The sequence below is a fragment of the Thermostichus sp. MS-CIW-37 genome, assembly GCF_054060065.1.
Window position 1 is genome coordinate 163,836 of record NZ_JBSSCV010000001.1, and the last position, 26,759, is coordinate 190,594.

29 protein-coding genes and 1 pseudogene are annotated in these 26,759 nt (G+C 58.9%); 13 read left to right on the forward strand and 17 right to left on the reverse strand.

Annotation, left to right across the window (positions count from 1 at the left end):
* Positions 1–9: 9 nt before the first annotated feature.
* The 6 genes from ACVWYZ_RS00685 to trpB form a co-directional block, all read right to left on the reverse strand.
* Complete coding sequence (locus ACVWYZ_RS00685; protein WP_457465487.1) at positions 10–822, reverse strand: Uma2 family endonuclease; 813 nt, start codon at positions 820–822, stop codon at positions 10–12.
* A gap of 266 nt (positions 823–1,088) precedes the next feature.
* Complete coding sequence (gene radA / locus ACVWYZ_RS00690; RefSeq protein ID WP_457465488.1) at positions 1,089–2,483, reverse strand: DNA repair protein RadA; 1,395 nt, start codon at positions 2,481–2,483, stop codon at positions 1,089–1,091.
* Between the two features lie 12 nt (positions 2,484–2,495).
* Positions 2,496–3,632, reverse strand: a complete 1,137-nt coding sequence (aroC, locus tag ACVWYZ_RS00695) for a chorismate synthase (protein WP_414351901.1) — start codon at positions 3,630–3,632, stop codon at positions 2,496–2,498.
* A 53-nt stretch (positions 3,633–3,685) separates the two neighbouring features.
* Positions 3,686–4,450 (reverse strand): pantothenate kinase, encoded by a 765-nt coding sequence (locus tag ACVWYZ_RS00700; protein WP_011433124.1) that lies wholly within the window; start codon positions 4,448–4,450, stop codon positions 3,686–3,688.
* Positions 4,440–5,222: an AMMECR1 domain-containing protein gene (locus ACVWYZ_RS00705; RefSeq protein WP_414351904.1), complete on the reverse strand. Its 783-nt coding sequence runs from the start codon at positions 5,220–5,222 to the stop codon at positions 4,440–4,442. The genes ACVWYZ_RS00700 and ACVWYZ_RS00705 overlap by 11 nt, the downstream gene beginning before the upstream one ends.
* A gap of 37 nt (positions 5,223–5,259) precedes the next feature.
* Positions 5,260–6,513 (reverse strand): tryptophan synthase subunit beta, encoded by a 1,254-nt coding sequence (gene trpB, locus ACVWYZ_RS00710; protein ID WP_457465489.1) that lies wholly within the window; start codon positions 6,511–6,513, stop codon positions 5,260–5,262.
* Positions 6,514–6,721: 208 nt separating this feature from the next.
* On the opposite strand from trpB, the gene ACVWYZ_RS00715 reads away from it, so the two are divergent.
* The 5 genes from ACVWYZ_RS00715 (at position 6,722) to ACVWYZ_RS00735 (ending at position 11,056) form a co-directional block, all read left to right on the forward strand.
* Positions 6,722–7,081, forward strand: coding sequence for a hypothetical protein (locus ACVWYZ_RS00715; protein ID WP_414344375.1), 360 nt, complete (start codon positions 6,722–6,724; stop codon positions 7,079–7,081).
* Between the two features lie 259 nt (positions 7,082–7,340).
* Positions 7,341–7,883 (forward strand): hypothetical protein, encoded by a 543-nt coding sequence (locus tag ACVWYZ_RS00720; RefSeq protein WP_457465491.1) that lies wholly within the window; start codon positions 7,341–7,343, stop codon positions 7,881–7,883.
* A 48-nt stretch (positions 7,884–7,931) separates the two neighbouring features.
* Positions 7,932–8,495 carry a helix-turn-helix domain-containing protein gene (locus tag ACVWYZ_RS00725; RefSeq protein WP_457465493.1) on the forward strand — a complete coding sequence of 188 codons (564 nt, stop codon included), beginning with the start codon at positions 7,932–7,934 and terminating at the stop codon, positions 8,493–8,495.
* The gene (locus ACVWYZ_RS00730) at positions 8,495–10,087 is read left to right on the forward strand and encodes an Hsp70 family protein (protein WP_457465495.1); all 1,593 of its coding nucleotides are present in this window, start codon (positions 8,495–8,497) and stop codon (positions 10,085–10,087) included. The genes ACVWYZ_RS00725 and ACVWYZ_RS00730 overlap by 1 nt, the downstream gene beginning before the upstream one ends.
* A gap of 144 nt (positions 10,088–10,231) precedes the next feature.
* A complete protein-coding gene (locus ACVWYZ_RS00735) occupies positions 10,232–11,056 on the forward strand; it encodes a 1-acyl-sn-glycerol-3-phosphate acyltransferase (RefSeq protein ID WP_457465497.1) in 825 nt (274 codons plus the stop codon).
* Positions 11,057–11,140: 84 nt separating this feature from the next.
* Here ACVWYZ_RS00735 and ACVWYZ_RS00740 read toward each other — a convergent pair.
* Positions 11,141–11,324: pseudogene (locus tag ACVWYZ_RS00740) on the reverse strand (hypothetical protein); the annotation flags it as partial.
* 259 nt (positions 11,325–11,583) lie between these two features.
* Here ACVWYZ_RS00740 and ACVWYZ_RS00745 point away from each other — a divergent pair.
* Positions 11,584–11,961 carry a hypothetical protein gene (locus tag ACVWYZ_RS00745; RefSeq protein WP_457465498.1) on the forward strand — a complete coding sequence of 126 codons (378 nt, stop codon included), beginning with the start codon at positions 11,584–11,586 and terminating at the stop codon, positions 11,959–11,961.
* Between the two features lie 83 nt (positions 11,962–12,044).
* On the opposite strand, the gene ACVWYZ_RS00750 is transcribed toward ACVWYZ_RS00745, so the two are convergent.
* The 7 genes from ACVWYZ_RS00750 to psbE form a co-directional block, all read right to left on the reverse strand.
* Positions 12,045–12,311, reverse strand: coding sequence for an ARPP-1 family domain-containing protein (locus ACVWYZ_RS00750; protein WP_011433115.1), 267 nt, complete (start codon positions 12,309–12,311; stop codon positions 12,045–12,047).
* A gap of 301 nt (positions 12,312–12,612) precedes the next feature.
* Positions 12,613–12,726 (reverse strand): photosystem I reaction center subunit VIII, encoded by a 114-nt coding sequence (locus tag ACVWYZ_RS00755; RefSeq protein ID WP_011433114.1) that lies wholly within the window; start codon positions 12,724–12,726, stop codon positions 12,613–12,615.
* 38 nt (positions 12,727–12,764) lie between these two features.
* A complete protein-coding gene (locus ACVWYZ_RS00760) occupies positions 12,765–13,235 on the reverse strand; it encodes a photosystem I reaction center protein subunit XI (protein WP_011433113.1) in 471 nt (156 codons plus the stop codon).
* 526 nt (positions 13,236–13,761) lie between these two features.
* Entirely contained in the window at positions 13,762–13,881 is a 120-nt protein-coding gene (locus ACVWYZ_RS00765; RefSeq protein WP_011433112.1) for a photosystem II reaction center protein J, read from the reverse strand.
* Positions 13,882–14,022: 141 nt separating this feature from the next.
* Positions 14,023–14,148, reverse strand: coding sequence for a photosystem II reaction center protein L (locus ACVWYZ_RS00770; protein WP_011433111.1), 126 nt, complete (start codon positions 14,146–14,148; stop codon positions 14,023–14,025).
* A gap of 5 nt (positions 14,149–14,153) precedes the next feature.
* On the reverse strand, positions 14,154–14,285 hold the full coding sequence (psbF, locus tag ACVWYZ_RS00775; RefSeq protein WP_414356645.1) for a cytochrome b559 subunit beta: 132 nt from the start codon (positions 14,283–14,285) through the stop codon (positions 14,154–14,156).
* Between the two features lie 76 nt (positions 14,286–14,361).
* On the reverse strand, positions 14,362–14,607 hold the full coding sequence (gene psbE / locus ACVWYZ_RS00780) for a cytochrome b559 subunit alpha (RefSeq protein ID WP_011433109.1): 246 nt from the start codon (positions 14,605–14,607) through the stop codon (positions 14,362–14,364).
* Between the two features lie 315 nt (positions 14,608–14,922).
* Between psbE and ACVWYZ_RS00785 the strand changes: the two genes are divergently transcribed.
* From ACVWYZ_RS00785 to ACVWYZ_RS00795, 3 genes are all read left to right on the forward strand, one after another.
* Positions 14,923–16,614, forward strand: coding sequence for an S-layer homology domain-containing protein (locus tag ACVWYZ_RS00785; RefSeq protein ID WP_457465500.1), 1,692 nt, complete (start codon positions 14,923–14,925; stop codon positions 16,612–16,614).
* Between the two features lie 155 nt (positions 16,615–16,769).
* On the forward strand, positions 16,770–18,140 hold the full coding sequence (locus tag ACVWYZ_RS00790) for an RNA-guided endonuclease InsQ/TnpB family protein (protein WP_457465501.1): 1,371 nt from the start codon (positions 16,770–16,772) through the stop codon (positions 18,138–18,140).
* Between the two features lie 42 nt (positions 18,141–18,182).
* Positions 18,183–18,737, forward strand: coding sequence for a DUF4079 domain-containing protein (locus ACVWYZ_RS00795; RefSeq protein ID WP_414358456.1), 555 nt, complete (start codon positions 18,183–18,185; stop codon positions 18,735–18,737).
* Between the two features lie 378 nt (positions 18,738–19,115).
* On the opposite strand, the gene ACVWYZ_RS00800 is transcribed toward ACVWYZ_RS00795, so the two are convergent.
* The gene (locus ACVWYZ_RS00800) at positions 19,116–20,150 is read right to left on the reverse strand and encodes an E3 ubiquitin ligase family protein (RefSeq protein ID WP_457465502.1); all 1,035 of its coding nucleotides are present in this window, start codon (positions 20,148–20,150) and stop codon (positions 19,116–19,118) included.
* A gap of 272 nt (positions 20,151–20,422) precedes the next feature.
* The gene (locus tag ACVWYZ_RS00805) at positions 20,423–21,316 is read right to left on the reverse strand and encodes a LysR family transcriptional regulator (protein WP_457465503.1); all 894 of its coding nucleotides are present in this window, start codon (positions 21,314–21,316) and stop codon (positions 20,423–20,425) included.
* Between the two features lie 174 nt (positions 21,317–21,490).
* On the opposite strand from ACVWYZ_RS00805, the gene ACVWYZ_RS00810 reads away from it, so the two are divergent.
* The 4 genes from ACVWYZ_RS00810 (at position 21,491) to rpaB (ending at position 24,899) form a co-directional block, all read left to right on the forward strand.
* Positions 21,491–21,955, forward strand: coding sequence for a redox protein (locus tag ACVWYZ_RS00810; protein WP_414343843.1), 465 nt, complete (start codon positions 21,491–21,493; stop codon positions 21,953–21,955).
* A 191-nt stretch (positions 21,956–22,146) separates the two neighbouring features.
* On the forward strand, positions 22,147–22,842 hold the full coding sequence (gene deoC, locus ACVWYZ_RS00815; protein ID WP_457465504.1) for a deoxyribose-phosphate aldolase: 696 nt from the start codon (positions 22,147–22,149) through the stop codon (positions 22,840–22,842).
* A complete protein-coding gene (recO, locus tag ACVWYZ_RS00820; RefSeq protein ID WP_457465506.1) occupies positions 22,839–23,696 on the forward strand; it encodes a DNA repair protein RecO in 858 nt (285 codons plus the stop codon). Before deoC ends, recO begins: the two co-directional genes overlap by 4 nt.
* A 462-nt stretch (positions 23,697–24,158) precedes the next feature.
* Positions 24,159–24,899, forward strand: a complete 741-nt coding sequence (gene rpaB, locus ACVWYZ_RS00825; RefSeq protein WP_414329445.1) for a response regulator transcription factor RpaB — start codon at positions 24,159–24,161, stop codon at positions 24,897–24,899.
* Here rpaB and ACVWYZ_RS00830 read toward each other — a convergent pair.
* Positions 24,872–26,716, reverse strand: a complete 1,845-nt coding sequence (locus ACVWYZ_RS00830; protein ID WP_457465508.1) for a tetratricopeptide repeat protein — start codon at positions 26,714–26,716, stop codon at positions 24,872–24,874. The two genes, rpaB and ACVWYZ_RS00830, sit on opposite strands and share 28 nt — an antisense overlap.
* Positions 26,717–26,759 lie beyond the last annotated feature (43 nt).

Consider the following 26,759-nt stretch of genomic DNA (forward strand, 5'->3'; position numbering starts at 1 on the left):
CGGGATTTTTCAGGCTGCCGGCGGTGCGATCGCGTTAGCGGGACGGAGTCCTTTGCCGTGGGAACGCAGCAGCTCCAAAAGGGCTTCGGCCCGTTGGCGTTCTGCCTCAGCGCGCTGTTGTTCCAGAGCAGCCTTTTCTTCGCCGGTGGGCAAAACCCGCCCCTCCCGATCACACCAGCGTAGCCATTCGGTATTCACGCCCTCGAAGGATCCCTGCCAGAGGGTCAAGCCCAACCCGATATCCTCCAGCCAGGTGGACGCGAAGGGGACAAATTCACCCCCCCGCCGCTGAAAAAGGGCCAGAGGGGATCCCTGCAGTTCCCTTAGTTGCCGCAAGGGAGAGGCTACGCCCGCTGTGCGATCGTAGACCGCGTAGTAGCTGACGCCGGCGCGGGCATAGTCTTTGCGTTTGCGGCCCAGCTCTTCCCCTTTGCGCTTGGAGACAATCTCAATGACCACATCCGGCGGCTTACCCATCTCCCAGACCAGGTAGGTGCGATCTTCCTTGCGCTCAAAGCTGGCGGGGGGAGCTACCTCCAGGCTGAGCATCACATCGGGCATCAGGGGAGGCAGTTTGAGGGCATAGAACAGACCGACATTGGCCGTGGCCAAAAAGGGGATCGGTTCCCCGGTGTCTTTGGCCTTGGGCTGGAATGAGGTGTAGAGGGCACCGGTGAGCAGGCGCTGCAGCTTCTCCGAGTGAATGCTGTCCACAGGCTCATCGTCCTCGATGACCAGGTCACTAATATCCGGTGGCTCTGGCAGAGGAAATGCCGCCTCCGGCATCGAGGGCTGGACTGGGCTGGAGAGTGCGGAAACCATGCTCACCGGGATCCCTTGCTGGTGTTGCTAACTACGGACTAGGGCTCAGCTAAGGCTGCTGAGCTGTTTGCCCAGCAGGCGTAACCTTTTTCGAGGGTAACAAAAGTTTTCGGGAACATGATGGACATGCCACCGAAGCAGCGGATGCCGATCGCGTTAGCGGGACGGAGTCCAATCGCGTTAGCGGGACGGAGTCCTTGCTTGGCCTTTGGAGATAGGCGCAGCAGAGCCCAGCAGCCGGCGACGGGTGGAAGGCAAGGGGATGTTCACTCTGCGCTCTGGGAACCGGGCAGAGCCACCAGCAGGGCTTCCAACACCCGCTGCACCCGACTCAGGCGCAGGCCGTGATCCGACAACACAGGGCTGTTGGGGATGATGGCGTGGCGAAACCCCAGTTTGCTGGCTTCTTTCAAGCGCTGCTCCAATTGGGCCACCGGGCGCACCTGTCCTCCCAACCCCACTTCGCCGATCAAGACCGTCAAGGGATCCACTTGTCGATCCCGGAAGCTGGCGGCCACAGCCACTGCCACCCCCAAGTCGGCAGCCGGCTCGGCCACCTGAATACCGCCGGCAGAGGCGATGTAGGCATCGTATTTGGAAAGCGGGATCCCCACCCGTTTTTCCAGCACAGCCAAGATCTGCAAAAAGCGGTTGATTTCAATGCCGGTGGAGGTGCGGCGGGGGGAACTGTAGCTGGTGGGGCTGACCAGGGCCTGCACTTCCACCACCAGAGGACGGGTGCCCTCACAGGCGACGATGGTGGCCGTTCCGGGTGTGGCCTGATCCCGGCTGCTCAAGAAAAGCTGAGAAGGATTGTCCACCTCCACCAAGCCAGAGGCGGTCATCTCAAAAACACCCATTTCCTGGGCTGCCCCAAAGCGGTTTTTGACGGCGCGCAATAGGCGGTGGCTTTGGAAGCGATCCCCCTCAAAGTACAAGACCGTGTCCACCAAATGCTCCAGCACCTTCGGCCCGGCCAGGGATCCGTCTTTGGTAACATGGCCTACAATCAGCAGAGCCACCCCCAGTTTTTTGGCCAGCCGCATTAACAGGCCGGTGCATTCCCGCACCTGGGAAACGGATCCCGGCGCCGAGGTGAGTTGCCCCCAGAAGATGGCTTGAATGCTGTCGATCACCGCCACCTGCGGTTGCAGAGCCTGGATCTCCGCCACGATGGCCTCCAGGTCGGTCTCGGCCAAGAGGTAGAGCTGCTCGCTTTCCACCCCCAGCCGCTCGGCGCGTAGCTTGATCTGCTGGGCTGATTCTTCCCCCGACACGTATAAGATGGGCCCGCTCTTGGCCAGGTGGGCAGCGCTCTGCAGCAGCAGGGTGCTCTTGCCAATGCCCGGATCCCCGCCAATCAACACCAGGGATCCCGGCACAATGCCACCTCCCAACACCCGGTCAAACTCGCCATAGCCGGAGGAGAGGCGAGGGTGGCGATCTGAGGAGACCTGGGAGAGGGGGAGGGCCGACCGGGGGATCCCATTGGCGCGGTTGGACCTAGGAGCGAGGGCTTGGGCCCGTGGGGACTTGGCCGCTGGGGCGACGACCACTTCCGTCAGGGTGTTCCAGGCGCCGCAATGGTCGCAGCGGCCCAAAAACTTGGCATAGCGCTCGCCGCACTGGCTGCACTCCCAGACGGTTTTGGCCTTGGCCATAGCCGGGGACTCCTAGGCCTGGGGAGCAGCGGCGACAGGGAGGGGCACCTCCGGCAAGACCAGGGATCCGCACTGGGCGTGGTGGCGCAGCAGATGGTCGCAGAGGACCAGGGCCACCATCGCCTCCACCATCGGCACTGCCCGCGGCAAGACACAGGGATCGTGGCGTCCCCGCGCCGCCAAAACCGTCTCTTGCCCATTGAGGGTGACGGTGTTTTGAGGCTGGCGAATGGTGGCAGTGGGCTTAAAGGCTACCCGCAGGACGATGTCTTCGCCGTTGCTGATGCCCCCCTGGATGCCGCCGGAGCGGTTGCTGCGGGTGCGCCAGCCGCCGGGGGTCATGTAAAACTCGTCGTTGTGCTGCTTACCCGTCAGGTAGGTGCCGGCAAACCCCGAGCCAATCTCAAACCCCTTGCTGGCTGGCAGGGACATCACCGCCTTGGCCAAGTCGGCCTCCAGCTTGTCAAACACCGGGGATCCCAGCCCGCGCGGCACCCGGCGGGCTACACACTCCACCACTCCCCCCAGCGAATCCCCTTCCCGCGCCGCCTCCTCAATTTTTTGGATCATGGCCGCCGCCGCTTGGGGATCGGGGCAGCGGACGATGTTGGCCTCCACCTGCTCTGCAGTTACCGAGCTGGGATCCACCTGGGCTTCCACGTCTTTTACCCGCTGCACGTAGGCCAGGATCTCCACCCCTGCCGCTAGGCGCAGGATCTTCTTGGCAATGGCCCCGGCAGCCACCCGGCCAATGGTTTCTCGCGCTGAGGCCCGTCCGCCCCCCTGCCAGTTGCGGATGCCGTACTTGGCCTGGTAGGTGGCATCAGCATGGGAAGGGCGGAAGGTGGTGGCCATCTCCTGGTAGTCCTGGGGGCGGGCATCCTGGTTGCGCACCAGGATGTGGATGGGGGTGCCCAGCGTAAAGCCCTGAAAAACCCCGGAGAGGATCTGGCAGCGATCCGCTTCCTGGCGGGGCGTCGTGATGGGGCTCTGGCCAGGACGCCGCCGATCCAGCTCTGCCTGAATGTCGGCCTCGCTCAAGGGCAGCCGCGGCGGGCAGCCATCCACCACCACCCCCACCGCCCCCCCGTGGGACTCGCCATAGGTGGTCACGCAAAACAGGACACCGAAGGAGTTGCCGTTGGCCATGGGATCCCCAAGCAAGAAGTCGTTACTCGCAGGCGGCTGGGAGAGACTGTTTTCTATTCTGCACTAGGGGAGTGGCGGGCAGTGCGGTGCAGCTGGCGGCAGCCGGCAATTCCCCGCAACACCAGGTGGGGATCCCAGCGCAGCTCTGGGTCAAGCGGGCCCAAGTGAGGGTGGAGCCACTTCCCATCCCCGCCGGTCAGCAGCAGGGGGCCTTGGGGAAAGCGGCGACGCCAGTCGGCAATGAACTCGCGCAAGCCAGCCAAGAGGGTGTGGAGGATGCCGCTGCGGATGGCAGCCACGGTGTCGTTGGCCCAGCGAGGGGGCAAGGGATCCTGCGGATCCCACTGCACTTTGGGCAGCAGGGCTGTGTGATCAGCCAACGCCTGCGCCTGCAACCCCAGGCCGGGCAAGATGGCCCCTCCCACCAGGGATCCTTCAGAGTCAGCTCCTGTGAGGGTCAGGGCAGTACCCGCGTCGATGACCAAACAGGGCCAGCCGTAGTGGATCCCAGCAGCCCACAGGGCCAAAGCCCGATCCAGCCCCAACCCCGGGTAGGGATCCCGCAGCGGCACCTGCGACAGCTCCAACTGATGCACCCAGGGCGATGCTGGCGGCAGGGGGGCAGAGCCCACAGGAGCCAGCCACAGCTCTGTCTGCTGCGGCCAGGACAAGGGCTGGTGAGCAGGAAACCGCTCCACCTTCACCAGGGTCTCCTCCACAAACCAACCCCAGCGCACGTGAGTGTTGCCCAGCACGGCTGCCAGCCACTCACGACAACAGTGCGAAGCGTTGAGATCTGCCCCCTCCTCAAAACTCATGCAACAGCTCTGCCTCCACGCGAAACAGCTCCACCGGCTGGTCGGCAGGGATCCCGGCCAACCTCTTAGCGGTAGCAAGCTGCCATTCTGTCGTCAAAGCCTCTCCCGGCAGCAACACCGCTCCCCGGGTTCCAGAGCGGACAAATAGGCCCATGCGGGTGGGATCCACCTGCTCCACAGCGGCAAAAGGACTCCGTCCCGCCGACGCAATGGGCACCACCCGCCGCACAATGGCTACCTGAATGGAGGCCGACTCCAGCTCCCCGGGTTGCAGAGGTACGTAGCGCCAATCGCGGGTGACTGCCCCCACCGCCGCCCGGATGGTGGCCCTGACCAGGTCCTCGCCGCTGGGATCCAAGCTGCCCCAGCAGCCACGGGGCCGACCCTCTGTACTCACCGTTACAAAAACCCCCGCAGAGCGCCGCCAGTGGGGCGGGATCTCCTCTGGAGGTGGCAGCACCTGGCCGGTGGCAAAGTAGTAGGCAATGGCCTGACGCGCCAGCGCCGGCAGGGTGTCAGGGAGAGGTTGTCGCCGGCTGGGAGAGGGGATCCCTTCTGAATCGGACTCCGTCCCGCCAGTGCGATCCCGTAAGCGGTGCGAGGCACCCATGGACTCCGGCGGAGGAACAGGGGCAGTTGTCTCAGAAGGCTGCGGCAGGGATCCCGTCCACAAGCCCAGCCCCGCAGCCAGGAGCAGGCCGATCGCGTTAGCGGGACGGAGTCCTTGAAGACCCAGCAATCGAACCGTGAAGTGAACTCGGCAGGTGAACACCCAAGAGAATCCCGTTGGTGGTCACAACAACCGTACTCTAAAAGCTACGCCCTCTCTGCTGCAAATACTTGAAAACGGTGTTCAAATCCTTGTCGCCGCGCCCAGAACAGTTGACCACTACCCGTTGCTGGGATCCGAGCTGTGGGGCCAAAGTTTTCAGGTAGGCCAGCGCATGGGCCGTCTCCAGCGCGGGGATGATCCCTTCCAGCCGCGACAGCAGCAGCAACGCCTCTACGGCCTCATCATCGGTGGCAGCGTAGTACTCGGCTCGTCCAATTTCTTTCAGATAGCTGTGCTCGGGCCCTACACCGGGGTAATCCAAGCCGGCGCTGATGGAGTGGGCCTCCTGCACCTGCCCTTCTTCATCCTGCAGTAGGTAGCTCATGGCTCCATGCAGGACTCCAATCCGACCGCGGTTGAGGGTGGCAGCGTGGCGGGGCGTGTGCAGCCCTTCTCCGGCGGCTTCGATGCCGATCAGTCGCACCCCTGGATCCCGGACAAACTCGTTAAACAGGCCCAGGGCATTGGATCCGCCTCCCACACAGGCCAGCAGCACATCCGGCAGCCCTCCCCACTTCTCCTGGCATTGCTGCCGCGTCTCCTGGCCGATGACATCGTGAAAGGCCCGCACCAGCTTCGGGTAAGGGTGGGGCCCTGCCACCGTACCGATCACATAGTGGGTGGTCTCCACATTCGTCACCCAGTCGCGGATCGCCTCCGACAGAGCATCTTTGAGGGTACGCGTGCCCGCCTCCACCCCCCGCACCTCAGCACCCAGCAGGCGCATTCGCTGCACGTTGGGGGCCTGCCGCTCCATATCCAGTGCCCCCATGTAGATAACGCATTCCAGCCCAAAACGAGCACACACGGTTGCCGTGGCCACCCCATGTTGCCCGGCGCCGGTCTCGGCGATCACCCGTCGCTTGCCCATACGCACTGCCAGCAGGGCCTGGCCAAGGGCGTTGTTAATTTTGTGGGCGCCGGTGTGGTTGAGATCTTCCCGCTTCAGGTAGATCTGCGGGCCACCGTAGTGTTCTGTGAGCCGCTGGGCAAAGTAGAGAGGGCTGGGCCGCCCGACAAAATCCCGCAGCAGGCTGTGAAACTCAGCGCGAAAATCGGGATCCCGCCAATGCTGCTCAAAGGCTTCCTCCAGCTCTGTCAGGGCGCTCATCAAGGTTTCCGGCACAAACCTGCCCCCAAACGGCCCAAACCGCCCCTGGGGATCCGGACGCACTTGAGGGTCGAGAGGATCCAAAACACGAGGGGGAGAAGCAAGAGGAGCTGAGGTCATGGCAAAATCCGTCCGGGCCTTGCAGCCTGCAATAAGAGATTGAGACGAGCTTTCCCATTCTACAGAAGTTGGGAACTCGAGAAGGGGGGGTGGCCAACCTCTCCTCTCTTTTCCTGCCGTTCTCCCCCAACAGGGATCCCGAACAATTGTCTTTGAACAGGGGGCTTCCAAGGATTTTTAAGATGAGGCCGTCAGGTTTGGGTGGCCTATGGACGAACATCTACAAGAGTTGCTGCGGCAAGAAGATCAAAAAAGAGCGGATGCAGAAATTCGTCGTACCTATGCCCTTTCTCAAAAGTCTCAGGGGGTGGCGATCTTTTTGTCCATTCTGCTTGCTTTTGCAGCCTACATTTACACGCGGCGGTGGAAAGCTCTGATGATCTTTCTGGGGTGGTGTCTCTTCATCGGCGTGTTGTTTAGCGACGAAGAAGGAGAGGTTTCTCTCCCTGGGCTGTTTCTGGCCTCTACCTGGGCAGCGGTAGACAATTGCAGCGCTATCCAGCGGGCAAGAGAAGAAATCGAACGGCTGCGCTCCGGCCAAAACCCTGATGTTGATCGGCAAACTTAAACTTGGTCGACAAAACAAAATAGTGGCCCAAAAATCGGTATTTTATTTCAAACTCTCGAAAAAGATGCTATACCTACTATTTCAAGTGGCACCCAGATACAAGCGGCGCAACCGACCCATTCTCAACGGCAGTGAAACTTGGATTCCTATTCCCTTTGTCTTTTGGGAAAGAGCTTGGACAAACCAAATTCTGTCCCCCTAGGAGAGGGGCTGGAGGTGAGAGAGCTTAGGATAGCTACAGATTAGAGCAATCAAAACCATGAAGTCTGCTGCTCGCCTAGCTTGTCTGCTTGCCGGACTGATCCTAGGAGCGGGGATCCCCGTCATTGCTCCCGCCCCCGCCCTTCCCGTTGCCCAAGTTGGTTTCCAGCCCTACGTCAACGCCCGCTTTGGCTACCGCATCGACTACCCGGCAGACTTTATCCCGCAAGGGGAATCCGACAATGGCGACGGCCAAGTGTTTCTCGGTCAAGACGGGGCTGAGCTGCGCGTTTGGGGTGGGTACAACATTTTTCAAGCAACGCCCGCCAGCGCCCTGCAGGAAGAACTTCGCCGCAGCCGGGAAAACCAACGCCGGGTTACTTACCAAGCTGTTGGCCGGGATTTCTTTGTGGTCTCTGGCTACGAGCCCGTTCGTGTCAGCGGTGCGGAGCCCTTTGGCCAGCGGATTTTCTATCTCAAAACAGTTGTCCGCCCTTCGCTGCAAGCTGGCTTTGAGTTCGTGTACCCGGCCAGCCGGCGCGAGCGCTATGACCGAGATGTGGAAGCTATAGCCCGTTCCCTGCGCCTTGCCGATCCCTGAGCTAGACCCAAGTTGGGGCATGATCGTAGGGATCCCTGGCAAAACCCAATGGCCGAGAGACCGCTGGATAGTTGGCTGCAGGAACGCATGCGGGTTGTTGGCCTGTCTTCTTGGCGGGCTTTACAGGCCCAGGCCGGGATCAGCCGCCGCGCCCTTGATCAGGTGCGCCGAGGGAAGTGGGGATCCCTGCGCCTGGAGCAACTGCAAAAGTTGGCTGCCGCTCTGCAGTGGGATTTGGGATCCCTGCTGCGCCTCAACGGGAATGACAAAATGGGAGCCACCGATTCCTCAGAAGTCCTCTTCTCTCTGCTGCAGCCGCTGCTGACCAGCTACCCCACTGTCCGCCAGATTGCCCAGCGCAAGCCCGATTGGCCGGCCCAAAACGTGATTGCCTTGTTTCGATCCTTAGACGCTCTGCTGCAGCGCTGGGGGTATGAGCCCATCGGCAACCCCCTGGAGTCCGTCCCCTTTGATCCGCAACTGCATCAACCGGATCAGCCGGATATTCAGAAGGGGGATCCCGTTTACATCCGCTTTGTCGGCTACCGTCGGGGAGATCACATCCTTTGCCCGGCCAAAGTCAGCCGTTCCCTGCCTGGAGGATTGAGCTGATGGCACCTGCCCCCAAAGCGACCCTAGCCATTGATTTTGGCACCAGCAACACGGTGGTGGCAGTTTGGGATCCCGCCCAAGCAGTGCCCCGTCTCCTCACTCTTCCCGGCCTCTCTCGCCCAGACCACTCGGCTATTCCCAGCTTGGTCTACGTGAAGGGAAAAGGCCAGCTCCTGGTGGGGGAAACCGTGCGCGCCGGTCGGTGGGGGGCAGTGGATCCGCAACGGCTGTTTCAGGGGTTTAAGCGGGACTTGGTGGCGGAGTTTGTCCCTCCGCCGCGAGTTCTAGATGGAGAGCGCTACGACGCCGAGAGGGTGGCCCAAGCTTTTTTGCAGACGGTGATGGAAGCTGTCCCGAAAGAACACCTGCAGCCGCAACAGCTGGTGTTCACCGCCCCTGTCGGCTCTTTTGAGCGCTACCTCAATTGGCTGCGGGGAGTGGCCAGTGCCTGTGGCTGGGATCCCGTTCAAATTGTCGATGAAGCCACGGCAGCAGCCCTGGGCTATGCGGTTGGCCAGCCGGGATCCCTAGTGCTGGTGGTGGATTTCGGCGGCGGTACCTTGGATCTCAGCTTGGTGCGCACCCTCGCTCCCCAAGCGGGTAGCCCTGTCCTCAAAGCGGAGGTGATCGCCAAGGCCGATGCCTATGTGGGCGGGGTGGACATCGACATTTGGATTGCCGACTACCTACTGCAGCAACTGGGGCTAAGCCGACAGCAAATTGGAGCTCTGGGCTGGCTCAACCTCCTGGAGCAGGCGGAACAGCTCAAGATCGCCCTTTCCACTCAGATGGAAGCGGTGGGCAGTTGGTTTGACGACGAAGCCCTCACTGCCCATGAGTTGAAGTTAAGCCGGCAGGAGCTGGAAGAGATCCTGGAAACCCACCAGCTTTTGGATCAAATCCGCCAGTGCCTAGACGACGTTCTCCTCACCGCCCAGGCGAGGGGATTGGGCAAGAACCAAATTGAGCAGGTGCTCTTGGTAGGAGGCAGCTCCCAACTGCCAGCAGTTCAAGAGCTGCTGCGCTCCTACTTCGGCAAAAAGAAAGTGCGCTGCGAACGCCCCTTCGATGCCGTGGCCCTGGGCGCCCTGCAGGTGGGCCGCCAGGTGAAGTTGGAGGATCGCCTGCACCACAGCTATGCCCTCCGCCTCTGGGATCCCTTGCAGAAAAGCTACATCTACTACCCCCTCTTCGAACAGGGCAGCCCCTATCCCTGCCGACGGGCTGAGCCCTTGATCCTGCAAGTGGCCAACGACGGACAAACGGAGATTCGCCTAGAGGTGGGAGAAGTGGCCCAGGTAGTCCAGTCGGAAGTGGTTTACGACGAGCTGGGGCGGATGAGCAGCCGTCAACTCACCCGGCAAACCGATTTCCGATCCCTAGCTCCTCTTGGATCCCTGCCCATTCGCCTCAGCGAGACGGAGTCCTTACCGGTTTGTCTGGCCCGTTTGCAGCCCCCTGGCCGCGTGGGAGAGGATCGCCTTCGCGTCGAATTTGCCATTGATAGCTCGCGGCGCTTGTTGGTCACCATCACCGACCTGCAAACTCAGGCGCTCTTGGCAGAGGCCCAGCCTGTAGCCACCTTGAGTTAAGAGACGAAAGTAGAGAGAAGAGAGCGTCTTCACTGCAACGGAAGACAAAGAAAGCAATGTAAAGGGCACGACATGGCCACGATTCCCAACTCTCATCTCCCCTTGTGAGAGAGGGGTCGGGGGCTTGAGGAGAGTAGAGAGCGGTTGCGCCGACGGCGTGTGTCACCACCGCCCCATTTTGCCCGTCCTCCCCTCGACTTTATTCCGCCCGCCTATAGCGCCTGGGTGCTACGGCTCGTCCACGGGATCCTGCCCCTGCTCTTGCGGGTGAGGGTGCGGCGCTGGCTTCCTTCCGGCATTGCCAAAATCGAGGCCACAGGGGCGGAGATCTTGGCGCGGCTCTACCACCAGTTCCAGGAGGGTCAAATTCGCCTAGTCCTGGCTTTCCGACATGTGGAGGTGGATGACCCGCTGGTGGGCCTGTACGTTCTATCTCGCCTGGTGCCCGAAGCCACCCGTCGACAAGGGATCCGCCTTCGAGAACCCCTTCACGCCCATTTTCTCTACGACCGGGGCATGCCCCTCTGGGGAGGGGAATGGCTGGGGTGGCTGTTGTCTCGCCTGGGCGGGATCCCTATACGCCGCGGTCGGAGGGTGGATCGGGTGGCGCTAAAGGCGGCCCGGCAACTGCTCCTGGATGGGCAATTTCCCTTTGCAATCGCCCCAGAAGGAGCCACCAACGGCCACAGCGAACGGATCAACCCCCTGGAACCGGGAATGGCTCAGCTGTGCTTTTGGTGCGCCGAGGACCTGGCCAAAGCTGGTCGCTCAGAGACCGTCATTTTGCTGCCCATTGGCATTCGGTACTACTACACGGATCCCTCCTGGACGAAGCTGGAGCGCCTGCTGGCGCGCCTTGAGCACCTGAGTGGGTTGACCCCTCCAAAGCCAGAGCCAAGATCCTCCAGGAGCCCCAACCTTCGCTACACCCACCCAACCTTCGCTACACCCAGCGGATCTGCCGCCTAGCCCAGCATCTCCTGGGACAACTGGAAGCTTTCTACGACCTACCTGATACATTTACGCTGAACACTGCTGAACATCACTGTTCAACTATGCAGCGATAGCATTCTGTTTGTTTCCAACCAGAATGGCGGTATCCCGCAAAGCTTTGAGTAGAATACCCAAAGCGCAGTTTCCGTGTCGTCTTACTACCAATTTTCTGCTTTGCTTTGGCTACCATGTTGGCAGACTCGAAAGTAAACAGAAAGATCAACTGGTAGTAATCCGTACTGAACGTATTATACATTATTTTCAGTATAGTTGAGCTTATTATTGACTAGAGTCATGCTCCCTTCATCTCTGGGAGAGATGAAGAAGAACCACGGATAGAGCAGAGGCTAGCCCCTGGCCACTTTAACGCTCGCCTGGAGCGGCTGCTCCACAGAGCCCTGGAAACCGCAGAGACCTACTTTGGCCTATCTCCTCAGGGGGATTGGAACAGCCGCTGCCGCCGCATTGAAGAAGTCGCCTGGATCCAGATTTACCGAGAAGAATTGCGGCATCCTGGATCCCTGTCTCCCCTGCAGCGGGGGTTGCTCGACTGGAAAGCCCACCAGGCAACGCTCTACCTGCAGCACATGCGCTTGGTGGAAAGCTGTGTAGCCGTCCAGGAAGAGTATTTGCTGAGCAAACCCTCTTTTGAGCGGCTGGCAGAAACTGCCCTCATTCTATTTGATGTGCTGGCCCGCCTTCGAGGGGAATCCTACCCAGCCCGCCCTCGCCTAGGCTGGCGGGGGGTTCACGTGACCGTCGGGGATCCCATCTCCGTTAGCGAGCGGTGGGAGCAGTACCGCCAAGGCCGCCAGGCAGCCATGCAAGCGGTTCTGGAGTTGACTCGTTTCCAGTTTTTTCCAGTTTTTTCCAGTTTCTAGGGATCCCCCAAAGGGGGAACCAGCTTAGGTGAGAAGCCTGGCACTACTGCCGAGAGACTGCTGAAAGATAAACCACCTTCCCATCATAGAACAGAGCTGAGCCTTGGTCGCCCCGCTGGGACTCTGCTCGGTACTCCCAGCAGCAATAGGAACTCACTGTGGTTTTCCACAACCAGGTGAGGTACTGCTCCGGCCTCGCTCACCTCGGTGATGGTTGCTTCCTGAGTTTGCAGATCTGGAAGGCGATAGGCAACTTCCTGCTCCCCCTGAGAAAAGAGAGGGAAAACCTGGAAACTGCCCTCTTGAATGGGATCCCCAATACGCAGGGTTGGAAAGTTAAGGCTGGCCATCGACTCCTCCTTCTTAAAACTTAAAAGGGTGTTGCAGAAGCTGCCCTTTTCCTCGTTAGCATGGGATCAGCTTGCTGAATCCTGCTCCACTCTAAAATCTTTTGGAAGCTCCTCCTTCCTAAAAAGAGATGAGGGACGGCCCTTGCCCTGCGAGATTCTGGCAGCGCGGACAAAGGCTTTTCATCCTGCCAAAAAGGCAGGGATCCCTTTTTTGGGATCCCTGCCTCAATATCTGGGGTTGATCTCTAGCCTGAAATAATTGAAATTAATCAGCACTAGTGAGTATCAAAGCACTCCGGGACTAGTCCCGCTCAATGTACAAAAAAAGCACTGCCATGCCCACTGCAGGAAGCAGCCAACCAACAATGGGGATAAAAATCCAAGGAAGATAAGCAGCAGCGTAAGAACCGGTCATGATTTTGCTCCTCTCAAGTGACTTGACAAACTTGACAACTAATTCACCAGCCCTCGAAAGATGGCGTCGATCCCGGCAAAGTTCTCCAGCAGGAAGTAGGCAGCAAACACTCCACCCATACCTCCCAAGAAAAATCCTGCCGTCAGATCCCCCCAACCCCGAGCTGTAGCCAGAGGAGCGGCCCCCGGTGTTTCCGGCTTGTTTCCGAAGGTAACGCTGCCATAGGCCGACATACAGGCGGTTCCCAGCAGCACAATCGCCATCGCCGTAACCAGCCCGCCCAAGTTAGCTGCCTCAGGATAATCCCGCAGCGGCCCCAGCACAATTTCCGGCCCCACCAAGAAATAGCCATGGGCCAGCCCAATTTCTAGACCCCGCAACAGCGGCGATAAGCCAGGACGGTTGATGGGAAGATTGTTGATAAACAGACGGGTGACAGGAGAATCGCTGATGGGCGTCGAAAGATGCCCCTCGCAGGGATCGTCGTTAAAGGTGCGAATGTAATCCATGTCCGAAAGTCCTGCCTGGAATTTTGCGATTCATTCTACGGGGCCTAAGTTACCCTCTCGGCAACCACCACCCGGATCGTTAAAAAAGTTCATGCTCGCTTAACACAGAGATAGCTCTTCTAAATAAGTTTGAGACATAAGTTTGAGACATTCCCTCGCAGAACCTGTCCTCAGCAATTCGCGCTCTTGCCCATGATCCCTGACCTGCTAACGTGAACTTCACCCTCTCCAGGGGGAGAAGAGAGAAGTCCATATTCACCGCCTGGTTGTAACCAGTGGTGAGGAATAGCGGCAGCTTTTTCGGACTGTGTATTGAGTATTAAGTTGAGTATTAAGGTCTGCAATGAAGTAGGATCCCTGCTAGGCAAGGGATCGATATTGCGCTGTGGTAGGTAGCCCCGAAAAAAGTGGTAGATACACTGGCCATGGGTCAACAAAGCCTAACTGAATTCGGCCAGGTCGTAAAAACCATGGGACCCTTTACCCCTACCTATTGGGGGCTACTACCAGACCGAAAACCTCAAACCTACAGACTAGAGCCTAGGCCCACATAGGAGCCATAGAAAAAGAGCCCAACTACCGTGATCACACCCAAACCGGCAACCACAGCCACTATCCACAAAGGGATCCTTGCTTGACTGGTCATAGCAACTGGTCTCCAAAAAAGACAGAACTAGCAGCAATTACATTCTCAGTAAACTTAGCAAAGGGGAGCAAGGGCTAGCCAAAAGCCAGCATTGTCCCCTGCGCTCTTTCCCAACTCCAAGAGCAGAGTGGGATCCTGGCCTCAGTTGAGAAAGTAGCTGGAGAACAACAGCCCAACCACAAACACCAGCAGCAAACCCAGGTAAAGGGAAGTGCGGTTTAGCTCCACCGGTTGGGAGTTGGGATTCCTTTCGGGTTGATCAGCCATTGGGTTCACCGTTGAATAAACTGCATTGCAGCAATGGCTCCCAAGAAGAAAACCGTTGGGATCGCCAAGGTATGCACCGCCAGCCAACGGACGGTAAAAACAGGGTAAAAAACGGGTTCATCAGATTTACTGGCCATAGATATCACCCTACGCAAAAAGCTCAATCAATTTACAAGTTGCAACAATGCATGAACCACTTGCCCACAGCCACCCTTAGCGAGTCAGCCTCTCCAACTCCTCCAGAGCATTGAAGCGATCGCTGACGATCGGCAACTCCTGGCGCTCTGCCGTGAAATACTCATTGGGGCGTGGGGTGCCGAAAATATCATAGGCCAGGCCGGTGCTCACAAAAAGCCAGCCTGCCAAAAACAAAGCGGGAATGGTCAGGGCGTGAATGACCCAGTAGCGGACACTGGTGATGATATCGACAAAAGGTCGCTCTCCGGTGCTGCCAGCCATGAAACTCCTCCCTAGGGTAGGGGCAAAAGTGCTTTCTGAACTTTCTGAGTCTATAACACAATGATAAGGATTTGGATGCACAACTACAAGTTACGAGACCCTTGCTTAGGCCCTTTGCTGTCAAGCCGGATCCCAATCTTGTCTTGGATAAGTAAAATCTCCTATGGGGTTCCTGTGACCAACCTCCTCACCCGAGTTTTCAGAATCTCACTGCCAAAGGGCGCAATCCCAACGAGTATCGAGGGCTTAGGGACACGGCGGAAGTTTGAGATAAGCTGGCCCTGAGGGGATGTTGTTGGAACAGGAGTGACAGCTATGCGGTGCTCGTGGCCCCTGGCTCTGAGCTTGTGTTGGACGCTGGGCTGGTCGGGTGTCAGCTTGCCGGCTTGGGCCCAAGGGGTGGAGCAGCAAGCCTCGCTGGCCTGGGCCGATGCCTATGTGGCGGCTCTGGAGCGTCAGACGGATGTGGTGATCACCCGAGAACCTCTGTCGGCCACCCTGACCCGCTTGGAATTGGCCCAGTGGCTGACGGAGTTTTTCGGTTACATCCCCAATCCCAACCAGGTGCAGGAGATTCGCGACCTGGAGCCCAACACCCCCGACTATTGGACTGCCCAAGCCGTGCTACAGGCGGGGGCCATGCGCCTATACGAGGGCAACGAGTTTCGCCCGCAAGGGGACATTACCCACCTAGAAGCCCTGGCCATTTTGGTGCGGGCTCTGCAATTGCCTGCTCCCACTCAGGCCGATATTGAGCGCTGGATGGCTCTGTACACCGATGCGGCTGATGTGCCGGAGGTAGGGCGGGCTTTTGTGGCCATGGCAGGCGAGGCGGGGCTGCTGGTGAATGTGCCGGATCCGGCCCGTCTTCAGCCCAATCGGGTGCTGAGGCGAGCAGAAGGGGCAGTGTTGTTGCATCAGGCCCTGGTATATCGCGGTCAGCTTCCGCCCTTGCCACCCCCTGTGGCCCAGTTGCGTCCCTCCCCAGCCCGGGTGGCCGAGACTGTCCACCCCGAAATCTTCCAAACGCGGATCACTCCCGAAGAAGGAAGTGTTCCTGCGGGGGGAACTCTGACCATTGAAGCGCAGGCCACTCCCAACGGCAGGGCTACGGTCGATATCGGCGGCGTGGTTCAGGGTCTGCCGATGCAAGAGGTGCAGCCCGGCTATTACCGCGCAGTTTACAGCCTTAGCCCTCAGGACAGCGCCCTCAGCCCCGACATCAGCATTCAATTGACCCTCAATGGCGTCAGTACCCGCGTTCAACGGCGGCTACCTCAACTGGCCTTGGGCAATGTCGCTCCCCCGCCGGTGGAGTCGGTGTTTCCGCCCCCGGCTCCTCTGCCGCAGCCGTCCCCTGCCCCTTTGACTGCAGCCGGCAATCGCTATCCGCGCATTGAGGCCATTCGCTTGGATCCCCAGCGCGACTTGGTGGAAGGGGATATTCTCACCATTGCCATTTGGGGAGAGTCCGGAGGGATCGCCCAGTTTGATCTGGGGAATCTGGCCCTGAACCAGCCGATGCGGGAGGTACGACCCAACCACTACGAAGGCACCTACGTGGTGGCCCCCACCCACCAGGCCAACAATCCCACCTTGCGGATTGTGCTCACCAAGGACGGCCTCAGCCAGGAACATCGGGAGATTTTTCCCTTTTCCATCGATGGCTCCAGAGGAACCCGCTCCACCATTCAGCCGGTCTCCGCGCCTGTTGCCGTGGGGCCGCCCCGGATTTTTAGTGTCACCACCAACAGCACCAACCTGCACATGGGAGAAATTCTCAAAGTCACCATGCGAGGAGATCCAGGGGGGCGGGCTGCTTTTCGGATTATTGGGATAACGCCCGAAGTTGAAATGCGGGAGGTGGCGCCGGGCCTATACGAAACCCAGCAGCAACTGCCCTTCAACATGCAGCCGGTCAACAACGGCATCATCGAGGTGATCTTGCAAAGAGGGGGCCAAAAGACCACCCAAACCAGCCCCTCGCCCATTACCATTGCCCCCTAGCGGGATCCCTGCAAAGGGTCAACTAAAATCAGGGTATTGTAGATTTGTTAACAAAACGTGCGGAGTTCCCCACCCTCTGTAGGGTGGGGATGGATAGCACCACCGGATCGGTTGTTCGGGGGATAAAGCCCTCAGAACTGGGATAAAGTGTGCACATGGCAACAAGAAGGCAGACCTTTCGACTGTATCCCAGCAAAGCACAGGAAAAGGCTTTGTTTGAGGCCCGTCGCCTGCACTGTTATCTTTACAATGCTTGCATTGCCCATCGGGAAACCGAGTACCACCTCCACCGCCGAACGGTGACCTACCTGGAACAGCAGAACCTACTCCCCGAATTCAAGCAGGTGTGGGGGGAGTTTGCCCAACTGAACTCCCAAACTTTGCAAGCTACCGTCAAGCGGGTGGATTATGCTTACCAAAGGTTCTTTCGAGGACTGAGTAGGAAGCCGAGGTTCAAGTCCATTCGCCGGTATTCGGGCTGGACGTATCCTGCCCGGTCGGGGTGGAAGGTCAACAGCATGGGGAAGCACGGCACCGTAACGCTGAATGATGTGGGCATGACTCTCAAGATGCGGGGCAAGGCTAGGAACTGGGGTGTGCCCACTACGCTGACCCTTGTTTACAAGCCGTCCCGACGGCAGTGGTTTGCGTCGTTGACGGTGGAGGTGGCGATACCTGAACCTAAGTTTGGTTCACAGTCGGATTTGCAGTACGAATCTATAGTTGCCTATGACTTGGGTACAGAGACCGCCCTGACCCTGTTTGATGGGTCTGAGTTTCAGAAGATCGCCAATCCCCGCTTTACCCAGAGAAGTGAGGCGAAGATACGCAAGCTTGCCAAGTTGAAGCGATGCAAGCGCGCTCCGAAGAAGGGGGTGAAAGCGTCCCGTCGTTGGCGGAAAATCCATCAGCGGGAATCCCGACTCAAAGCCAAAGTCGCCCGTCAGCGCAAAGACTGGCAACACAAAGTGACGTCAGAGATAGCTTGTCGTTATGGCGAAGCGCTCCGCGCCGCCGTAGGCGAACGGCGTAACGGAGAAGCTGCATGTCAAGGGGATGACCCGCAAGGGTGGGAAGCGCAAGGCAGGGCTAAACAAGTCCATTCTGTCGGTGGGGTTCGGTACATTGAACCAGATGATTACCTACAAGATCGAGCAGAAAGGTGGTTTAGTCCTCATGCTTCCCACTCAGACCCTCAAACCGAGCCAACGCTGTCCCCAATGTGGGGCAGTCCACAAGGAGTGGGCGGACTTGAGCAACCGCTATCATGCTTGAGCAACCGCTATCATGTCTGCTCTGGTTGTGGGTTTGAAATCCCCAGGGATCGGGGCTCGGTGATGGTGATGTACACCGTTGCCACTAATCGGCAACCGGGGTTGGGAACCAGCCTCGTGAGTCTTGGATGTCTCAGCACTACTTCAAAGTCCTGCGGGGCTATGAAGCAACTGGGGCAGAGGAGGAGACAGAAACTTCACCGTCAAGCGAATGGGGCATCAGAAACCCCATCCGCCTATGCGGTGGGGTAGTTCATGCAGTTGTAGATTCGTCGCAGAGGTAGAGGGATCGCCATGAACCTGTTGAGCTTGGCCTTGCCGGATCTGTCGGCAGCTTCGGATCGGTTAACCGCCGCCTTGCAGCCCGTAGCCCAGTTTTTTGCCGGCCTCAACTTGCCCCAACCCATTGTGCAATGGGGTCACCCTTTGATGATGGGAATCGTGGTGGTGGTGATGGGCAGCTTTGTCGGCCTGACCGGGTGGCGAGGGCGAACCTTGCGTCTGGCAGCCGCCTCCCCAACCTCAGAGGGATCCCTGCCGGAATCGGCCCAAAAGCCTCTGCTGGATCACCGCAAATTGGCTCCCTGGATGGCCACCTTCATCGCTCTGGGCTACACCGGCGGCATTCTCTCCCTGGTGATGCAAGGGAAGCCCCTATTGAGCAGTCCCCATTTTTGGACGGGATCCCTGGTGCTGCTGTTGTTGGCGGTGAATGGAGCTTTGTCTCTCAGCGGCTTTGGGGGCAACCGCGCTGCTCTGCGCACCACCCATGCCTATGTGGGCAGCCTCATCCTGTGCATACTGTTTGCCCATGCCTTGTTCGGGCTCAAGCTGGGCTTGTCGCTGTGAGTGGCATTGACATGCTCCCCTGCCTAAAGGCAGGGGATTCTGGTTCCTGGTTCTGCGACAGCACTTATCGTGTTGGGTTGCCCCTCCACGGCAGCGGTGCTCGTCTCCCCAAGCGCTACGCAAGCCCTAGCACCCAGAGCGGTTCCCTAATGCCCTTAGGTACCGTTGCAAACAACAACTACAAAGCCTGCTGAGGCTGTATCCAGTCGTGAGACTGTTGGGTTTTTAGAGCGGTTGACTACCCTGCCGCTGCGGGCAGCATAGCACAAAGCCGCCCTAGTCGCGTCAGCGGGCCGTAGGCCTTAGGGCGGGGCTTTAGACCCAGTTTTTTGGTAACCCGAGGTTTCCCTCTCCCTGGACAGGAAGGCCGGGAGCCTATCAGCGATAAGGTTGCAGGGATTGCAGCAGGTAGAGCACGGTGAAAACGCCGATGCCCAGCAGGACGATGGACAACACCAGGTAGCTGCTGGCATTGGAGCGCTGCTCTTCCAAGAGGGCTTCAGGGGATTTGGGCGCGATCATGAACCGTCCCCCAGAAAGAGGTTTTCGGATCACGGGATCCCCTGCCTCGAAGCGCACCTGCCCCATGGCAAAGGCCATCGCATCCACCGGAATCACCCATTCCTTATAGATGAAAGAGCGAGTGGAGCGGTTTTCTGTTCTCACTTGGGAAAGGTAGCGCTTGAGATCGAAGTTGAAGCGGCTGGGGCCTTTTCCGGGAAAGACACGCTCATCCACAACCGCCATAGCCTCTACCTCCGCACCCGTGGGATCCACCCTCACCCTTCCGGTTTCGTCTTCGATGAAAAAAGGGATCTGGCGAACCACTGAGTGAAGGGTTTCATCTCTCGTTCTCGTCTCTCTCTCCAGGAGATATTCCCGGCCTGTGCTCGGATCGGAGTACACATTGTTGTAGTACTTTTGGGGAGAGCCTGCTTCAGAAAACGGCCATTTTTCGGGATAGGCTGGAGAGCCGAGCTTTTGTGGGTAATCGGGGTAACCAGGCTTCTTCTGGAAAGCATCCGAACCGGGGTAGCCAGAGCCGGTTTTTTGCGGAAAGGATGCCGCGCCGAAGTAGCCAGGGTTGGACTTTTGTGGGAAAGAATCGGAGTAGCCGGGATCAACCCTTTTCTGGAAAGAACTGGGGGCAGAATAGCCCAATCCGGGCTCCTTTGCGGTCATTCTCCCCGGATAGGATTTTGCCCGGGATCCCAAGCGCAGAGCGTTCTGGTATTCGCCTTCGCTGATCCGTTCGCTGTAGGTTACGTCGCCTTCGCTGTTCAAATACTTTCGATAGCATTCGACTTCGTCATACTCCCAAGAGATCTCGGACTTGTAGTAGACGCAAGGCTGTCGCGAAAATTCCGATACCAAAGGCCGATTGCACAAAATCCTGCCATAAACTTGGGCCAAGTTTGCTCCTTTTGCCTGTGGACTTGTCTGACCGAGATTGCGAAGCTCGGCTACCTTGAGCAACCGAGTGGTGGAGAGCTGTTGAACCAACCTTTGGGAGCGCAAATACTCAACACATGAAAACAGAGAGCCGGGAAGACAAAGTAGCCCAAGCAGCGTCAGCCAGTTCATAGAGGCCTTCCTTTCCGGGGGGTGGGAGTGAAGTTGGCCTCATGCTAGCAGTTATCCATAAAACAGCATTTAAGAGGAGTTTAAGACAATCCCGAATGCGGTCAGTTCCGAACTTGACTTGGCAACTGGGATGGGTTTCCCCGCAAGGCTTCCAGGAAGGCAAATACTGCAGGCGGATGCAGCGCAGAGGCCAGAACGGCAGCCCCGATCACCCGCTCCAGTGGGATTGGCAGCCGGCGGATCTGGATCCCTTCGGGAATGGGAATGGCGGCCAAGCGGGGCAAGATGGCAGCCCCCAGACCCTGTGCCACCATGTTCACAATGGTGGAGTCTTCCTTCACCAAGTAGGCCACCTTGAGGGTTTGGTGAGCGGCTTCCCAGTGGTTCCGCACCGCGGTGGTGCATTCGGCGTAGTTGTAGAGAATGTAGGAAAAACGGGAAAGATCCTCCCAGGTCAGGGTTTCCGGCAGGGGCCCAAAACTCAGCGGAACCAACACAATGAACTCATCGCGGGCAATCTCCCACGTCTGTAGATCCTCACCAGCCCGCGGCAGAGGCAATAGACCAATATCCACCTGGCCAGATCGCAACAGATGTTCAACAGTGGCCGGATCTTCCTCTGTAAGGGTGAGGGTAATCTGGGGAAATTGTTGGCGGAAGCGGGCGATCACCGGCGGCAGCAAATGGGTTGCAGCACTGCGAAAAGCGGCAACTCGCACATTTCCCCCCCGCAACCCTTTTTCCAGGTTGGCCTCATAATCCATTTGTTCCCGCAGTTGCAGCATTTTGCGAACATGGCGCAGCAGTCGCTCTCCCACCGGCGTCAGGCGCGCCCCAAAGCGACCGCGCACCAGTAGAGTCACCCCCAATTCTTCCTCTAGGCTGGCAATGGCCCGGCTCACCGCCGACTGGGAAATGTGCAATTGCAGAGCGGCATCGCTGAAATTCCCCCGCTCCACCACAGCCACCAGGGTTTGCAGTTGTGAGATGTTCATGGATCCCATCTATTCGATCTGCGCATAGATGTGATGCTATCTCAGGTTTGAACCCTCCGCCGCACCTGACTAAACTACGACATAGCTTCCCCTTCACACTGCGAAACAGCGGGAAACAGTGTGAAAACCTCTTTATCTTCCTGTCGTTGGTCAAGTGTCCCTATGTCGAGATCCATGTTTGCCCTGCTGCCATTCCATCAATTTCGAGATACTCCCGGCGTGCGCTTTTTCGACATCACGGTTGCGCGATCCAACGCCCGCGATTTGGTTTACCACGATGGGCCGGCCATCAGTCCCCCCAATAATCCTCAGGGCTATTGGCAGTTTTATATGCATCCACACCAAGAGGACAACCTACTGGCTCTATGGGGCGGACGGACGTTTTACCTGGTGAATTTTAGCTGGAGGGATCCCTTCCATATTGTGCGCCTGGAAGCGAATCGAGGTATTTTGCGCATTCCTCCCGGCACTTTTCACCGTTCCGTCTCCGATCCAGAGGGATCCATCGTGTTGAACCAGGCGGTGCGCGACGAAAAAGCCATCTTGGAAAAGGAATTTCGCATCTACGACAGCAGCCGTATTCCCCGATTGCTGCAGGTGACCTCGGCGCCTGCACCTTTGCCCCGCATTTGTGCCTGAGTACAGTTAACCCATGCCCCCCCGCGAGTCAATCAGGGCTCGCAATCGGGCAGCAGCCTGTGTGAGCTGTGCCTGGGGAATGGAGGGGTCGAGGTGTCGCCCTGCTGAGTTGGCAAGGCTCAGCCCTCTTTGGGGATCCCTGCAGGTGAAAACTGAAGCTAGAGTAAAGATGGGTGCTGGGGGATCGACCAATGCTCTCTCTGGAGCGCAAGGGCATAGCGGATAGCTCGCTCAATTTGGCGGAGTACATCGACCATACTCTGCTGTTGCCGATGGTTACTCCAGAACAGATTGACCAGGGGTGTGAGATTGCCTTGCGCTATGGCTTCCCCACTTTTTGCGTTCCTCCTTGCTACGTGCCGCGGGTGGTGGAGCGGCTGCATGGATCCCCGGTCAAGGTGAGCACGGTGGTGGGGTTTCCCCTGGGCACAACCACTGCAGAGGCCAAGCTTTACGAGGCCCAACTGGCGGTGGAGCAGGGGTGCCGGGAGCTGGATGTCCGCATCAACTTGGCTTGGCTCAAGGCGGGAGAGCTGGATCGCCTCCATGCTGAGATTGCCCAACTGGTGGAAGAAACGGGGGTCTGCATCAAGGCCATTTTGGAAACGGCTCTGCTGACCGAGGAGGAGAAAAAGCTGGCCGGGGAGATTTGTATCGATGCGGGGGCGGCTTTTCTGATGACTTCCACCGGCTGGATGGGGGGGGCGACGCTGGCAGATGTGCAACTGTTGTGGCAACTCAGCCGCGGCAAAGTGGGGGTGAAAGCGTCGGGCGGCATTCGCACGGTGGCTCAAGCAGAGGCCATGATCCAGGCGGGGGCCAGCCGTATCGGCACCTCTTGGGGGCTGGAGCTGATGCAAGAGCTGCGAGCCAGAGGAACCCCATGAGTGGGCGCACCTATCGGGTTACGGGCATCAATCTCAAAGGGATCCCACTGGGAGAGGCGGATCGGATTGTAACCATCTTGACCCGCGAGCAAGGGTTGATCCGGGCGGTGGCCAAGGGATCCCGTAAGCAGCCTTCCAAGCTGGGCGGGCGGATGGAGCCTTTTGTCATCAACGACTTGCTGATGGTGCGGGGGCGCTGGTCTGCCCAAGCAGAGACTTCCCAGCGTCTACAGCGCATCGTCCAAGCGGAAACCCTGCAGACTTTTCCCCGCCTCAGCCGCAGCTTAGCCCATCTCACGGCAGCGCAGTATTTGGCGGAGGTGGCCTTGCTGTTGGCCTTGCCCGATCAAGCTCAGGAAGAGCTGTTTGTGGTGTTGGTCGAACACTTGGAACGCATCGAGCGGGCTGCTTCGGAACGGGCCGTTTTGCCCTTGCTCACCCACGGGTTGTACCACCTCCTGGCGTTGGCGGGGTTCGCCCCTCAGGTGCAGGCTTGTTACTTCTGTCAAGGGGAGTTGGTCGACGGCGTTTTTTTCAGCCCCCAATGGGGTGGCTTGGTCTGTGATCCCTGCCGGGTGGCCCAGCGGCCCAGCCCAATTGCCTGGGTCTCCGCTTCTGCCTTACGTGCCTTGGGATCCCTGCCCAGCTCCACACTGCCTCTGCCGGAGGATTCCCTGCCTTTGGCTGCTTGGCTGGAAGCAGAACGTCTGTTACGGCGCGTTTTGGAGCATCATACGGATCGAGAGATCCGTTCCGCCGAGCTATTGGCCAGTTGCTACGCTGTTCCCACCGCAAACGGTCAAGGATCCCCGGCTTTTCCTGAGGGACATCCCAAAACATGGGCATCGGCCTGAAAAAGTTGTGAAGGTATGTATCAAGTCCGGCCCAATAGCCGCAAAATAGAGCATCGAGGCGGGTTGGCAGCCGATTTTGGATGATAAATTAGGTTATGGAAAGTAACTTCTTACGAAGGCCTCTCAGGTTTGAGCAATGTTTTTTGGGGAGGAGTGCCTTGCACCAGGTACTGGACAGCATCATCAGGTGGGATTGAAGTTGGAGCTTTTAACAAGATTGAATCCACTGCCGAGAGGGCCTTCTGTTTTGTGCTTGTTTCCCGGAGCTGCATCCCTGAGGTGCGGCTTTGGTTAATTGCAGATGATTGCTTGTGAGTGTTCAATTTCCTCGGTGAGTCTGCCCAACTGAGGAGCAGCCCCTGAGGTTCCTGCATCCGCCCAACTCAAGATAGCGCCCACCTTAGTTCTTTTTCAGATCTCTCTTTTACCGAGTACCGTTAGAAGTTCAGGAGTTGCAGCACCGTGGAAGCACAGCGTAAGGAACGGATTCTGGTGGTCGATGATGAGGCCAGCATTCGACGCATTTTGGAAACCCGTCTGTCCATGATCGGATACGACGTGGTCACAGCTTCGGACGGCGAGGAGGCGCTGGAGGTTTTCCACAAGCAGGATCCCGACCTGGTGGTGCTGGATGTGATGATGCCGAAGCTGGATGGCTATGGGGTTTGCCAGGAGCTGCGCAAAGAATCCGACATCCCCATCATCATGCTGACGGCGCTGGGCGATGTGGCCGACCGTATCACGGGGCTGGAGCTGGGGGCAGACGACTATGTGGTCAAGCCCTTTTCCCCCAAGGAGCTGGAAGCTCGCATTCGGTCGGTGTTGCGACGGGTGGCGCGGTCGGCCCACGATGGGATCCCCAGTTCCGGGGTGATTCAAGTGGGGGACATCCGCATCGATACCAACAAGCGGCAGGTCTACAAACGGGACGAACGCATTCGCCTGACGGGGATGGAGTTTAGTCTGCTGGAGCTGCTGGTCAGTCGGTCGGGGGAGCCTTTTTCCCGCTCCGAGATTTTGCAAGAGGTGTGGGGCTATACCCCGGAGCGCCATGTGGATACGCGGGTGGTGGATGTCCACATCTCGCGGCTGCGGGCCAAGCTGGAAGATGACCCCAGCAACCCAGAGCTGATCCTGACGGCCCGAGGCACCGGCTATCTATTTCAGCGCATCATTCAGGGGGAGGAACAGGCACGGTCTTGAGAGGGGATCCCTCGCAACCTCTCTTCAAGAGCGGCCTGCACCCGCCTCAACACGCCAACCCAGTCTCCCGGTGTGTCTTGTCGAAACAGTCGCATTACCCCGGGGTACCAGGGGCTATCTTCTCGATGGAGGAGCCAGCGCCAATCGGCGGCAAAGGGCAGCAGCACCCATACCGGCTTGCCCATCGCCCCGGCCAAATGAGCAACGGCTGTATCAACGCTGATCACCAGATCCAACTGGGCAACGGCTGCGGCTGTATCGACAAAACTGCGGAAACGGGATCCCAGCTCCAACACTTGGTGCTGCTCCAATAGGGATCCCACCGGGTGAGGACTCTGTCCGAGTGGCGCGGACAGATCTTCCCCCACCTGCAGGCTAACCCACTGGATGGAAGGCCCATGCAAGTGCTGGAGCAGCAGATCCAGAGGGCAACTTTTCAGCCTTTGTACGCGGTTGAGCTCAGGATGGGCACGCCGGCCGCTGGCCCACACCAGCCCCACTTTCATCCGCTCCTGGGAAAGCTCCGGCCAGTCTTCCCGACAGGAGAGGCTCAAAGGGATCTGCAGCCCGCCGGCATGAACGGGATAGACAAGATAGGGGATGCGGGCCGGGATCGTCTCCAGAGTGGTGCCCAACCGCTGCGGCAAGCTGAGCAAGGGCAGATGGCAATCGAAAGAGGGCAAGGGATCCGTTTCCGAGATCACCTGCACCTGGGGAAGGGGGAAGCACCCTCTGAACAGCTCGACAAGGGATCCCTGACAGCGGAGGCAGATTTGCGCTTGGGGATGGGCCTCGGCCAGCAGCGGCAGGTAGCGCACAAACTGAAGCGTGTCCCCCAACCCTTGTTCGGCGTAGATCAGCAGGGTCTGGCGGCCCAGAGGGGATCCCGTCCACAGAGGCGAAAGAAAGCGCGGGTAGGCCGCCTCTTGTCGCTGCAGCCGCCATTCGTATTCCCGCCACCCCTCCTCGTAGCGGCCCAGGGTAAGCAAAGCCGTGCCCAGGTTGTAGTGGATCTCCGGCCAGTGGGGGGCCAGTTGTAAGCCGCGCCGATAAGCCTCAATAGCCCCTTCCAGCCGGTTTTGTTCTTGCAGGATGGTGCCCAAGTTGTTGTGGGGCTGGGCATCCCTCGGCAACAGCGAGATGGCCCGTTGCAGACAATCGGCGGCCTCTTCCAGGCGATCTTGCAGGTGCAGGCAATGGCCGAGGTTAACGAGAATTCGCCCCTCCTGGGGTGCGAGGGCAAGAGCTTGGCGAAACCAGCTTTCGGCTTCCCCAGCTTGGCCATCGAGCATCAGGGCATTCCCCAAAGCTGCCAGAGCATAAACCTGGGGAGGCTGGGCTGCTGCTGCCTGCCGTAGCGCCGCAATCGCTGGGGCCAATTTCCCCAAGGTAAGCCAACAACTGCCCAATCGGAAAAGCAATTGCCCATCACCGGGCGCAAAGGCCAGGCCCTGTTCGTAGGCTCGCGCCGCTTCCTCTGGGTTGCCAAGCTGCATCCAGGCATCGCCCAGATCCTGCCAGGCCGGCACCCAATCCCCCCGCAGGTGCAGAGCCAGTTGCAAGGGGGTCAAAGCTTGGCGGGGATCCCCCATCTGGAGATAAAGGGATCCCAGCAACGCCTGAGCGGCGAACAGATGGGGATGGGCGCGGGTAAGCTGCCGGCAGAGGTGCAGAGCAGCTTTCAGATCCCCCGCCTGTCGGTAGCGTTGAACCCACGTCAGAGCCGCCTCTGGGGATGGGATCTCGGATCCCCGCTCTGGATTCTGTGACTTAGCCGCTTGCCGATTGTCTTTCCCTCGCCCAAAGCCCCGTGGCACGTCTTTGCCTCTTTTTTGCCTCTTTTGAGATCCTTTTCACCTA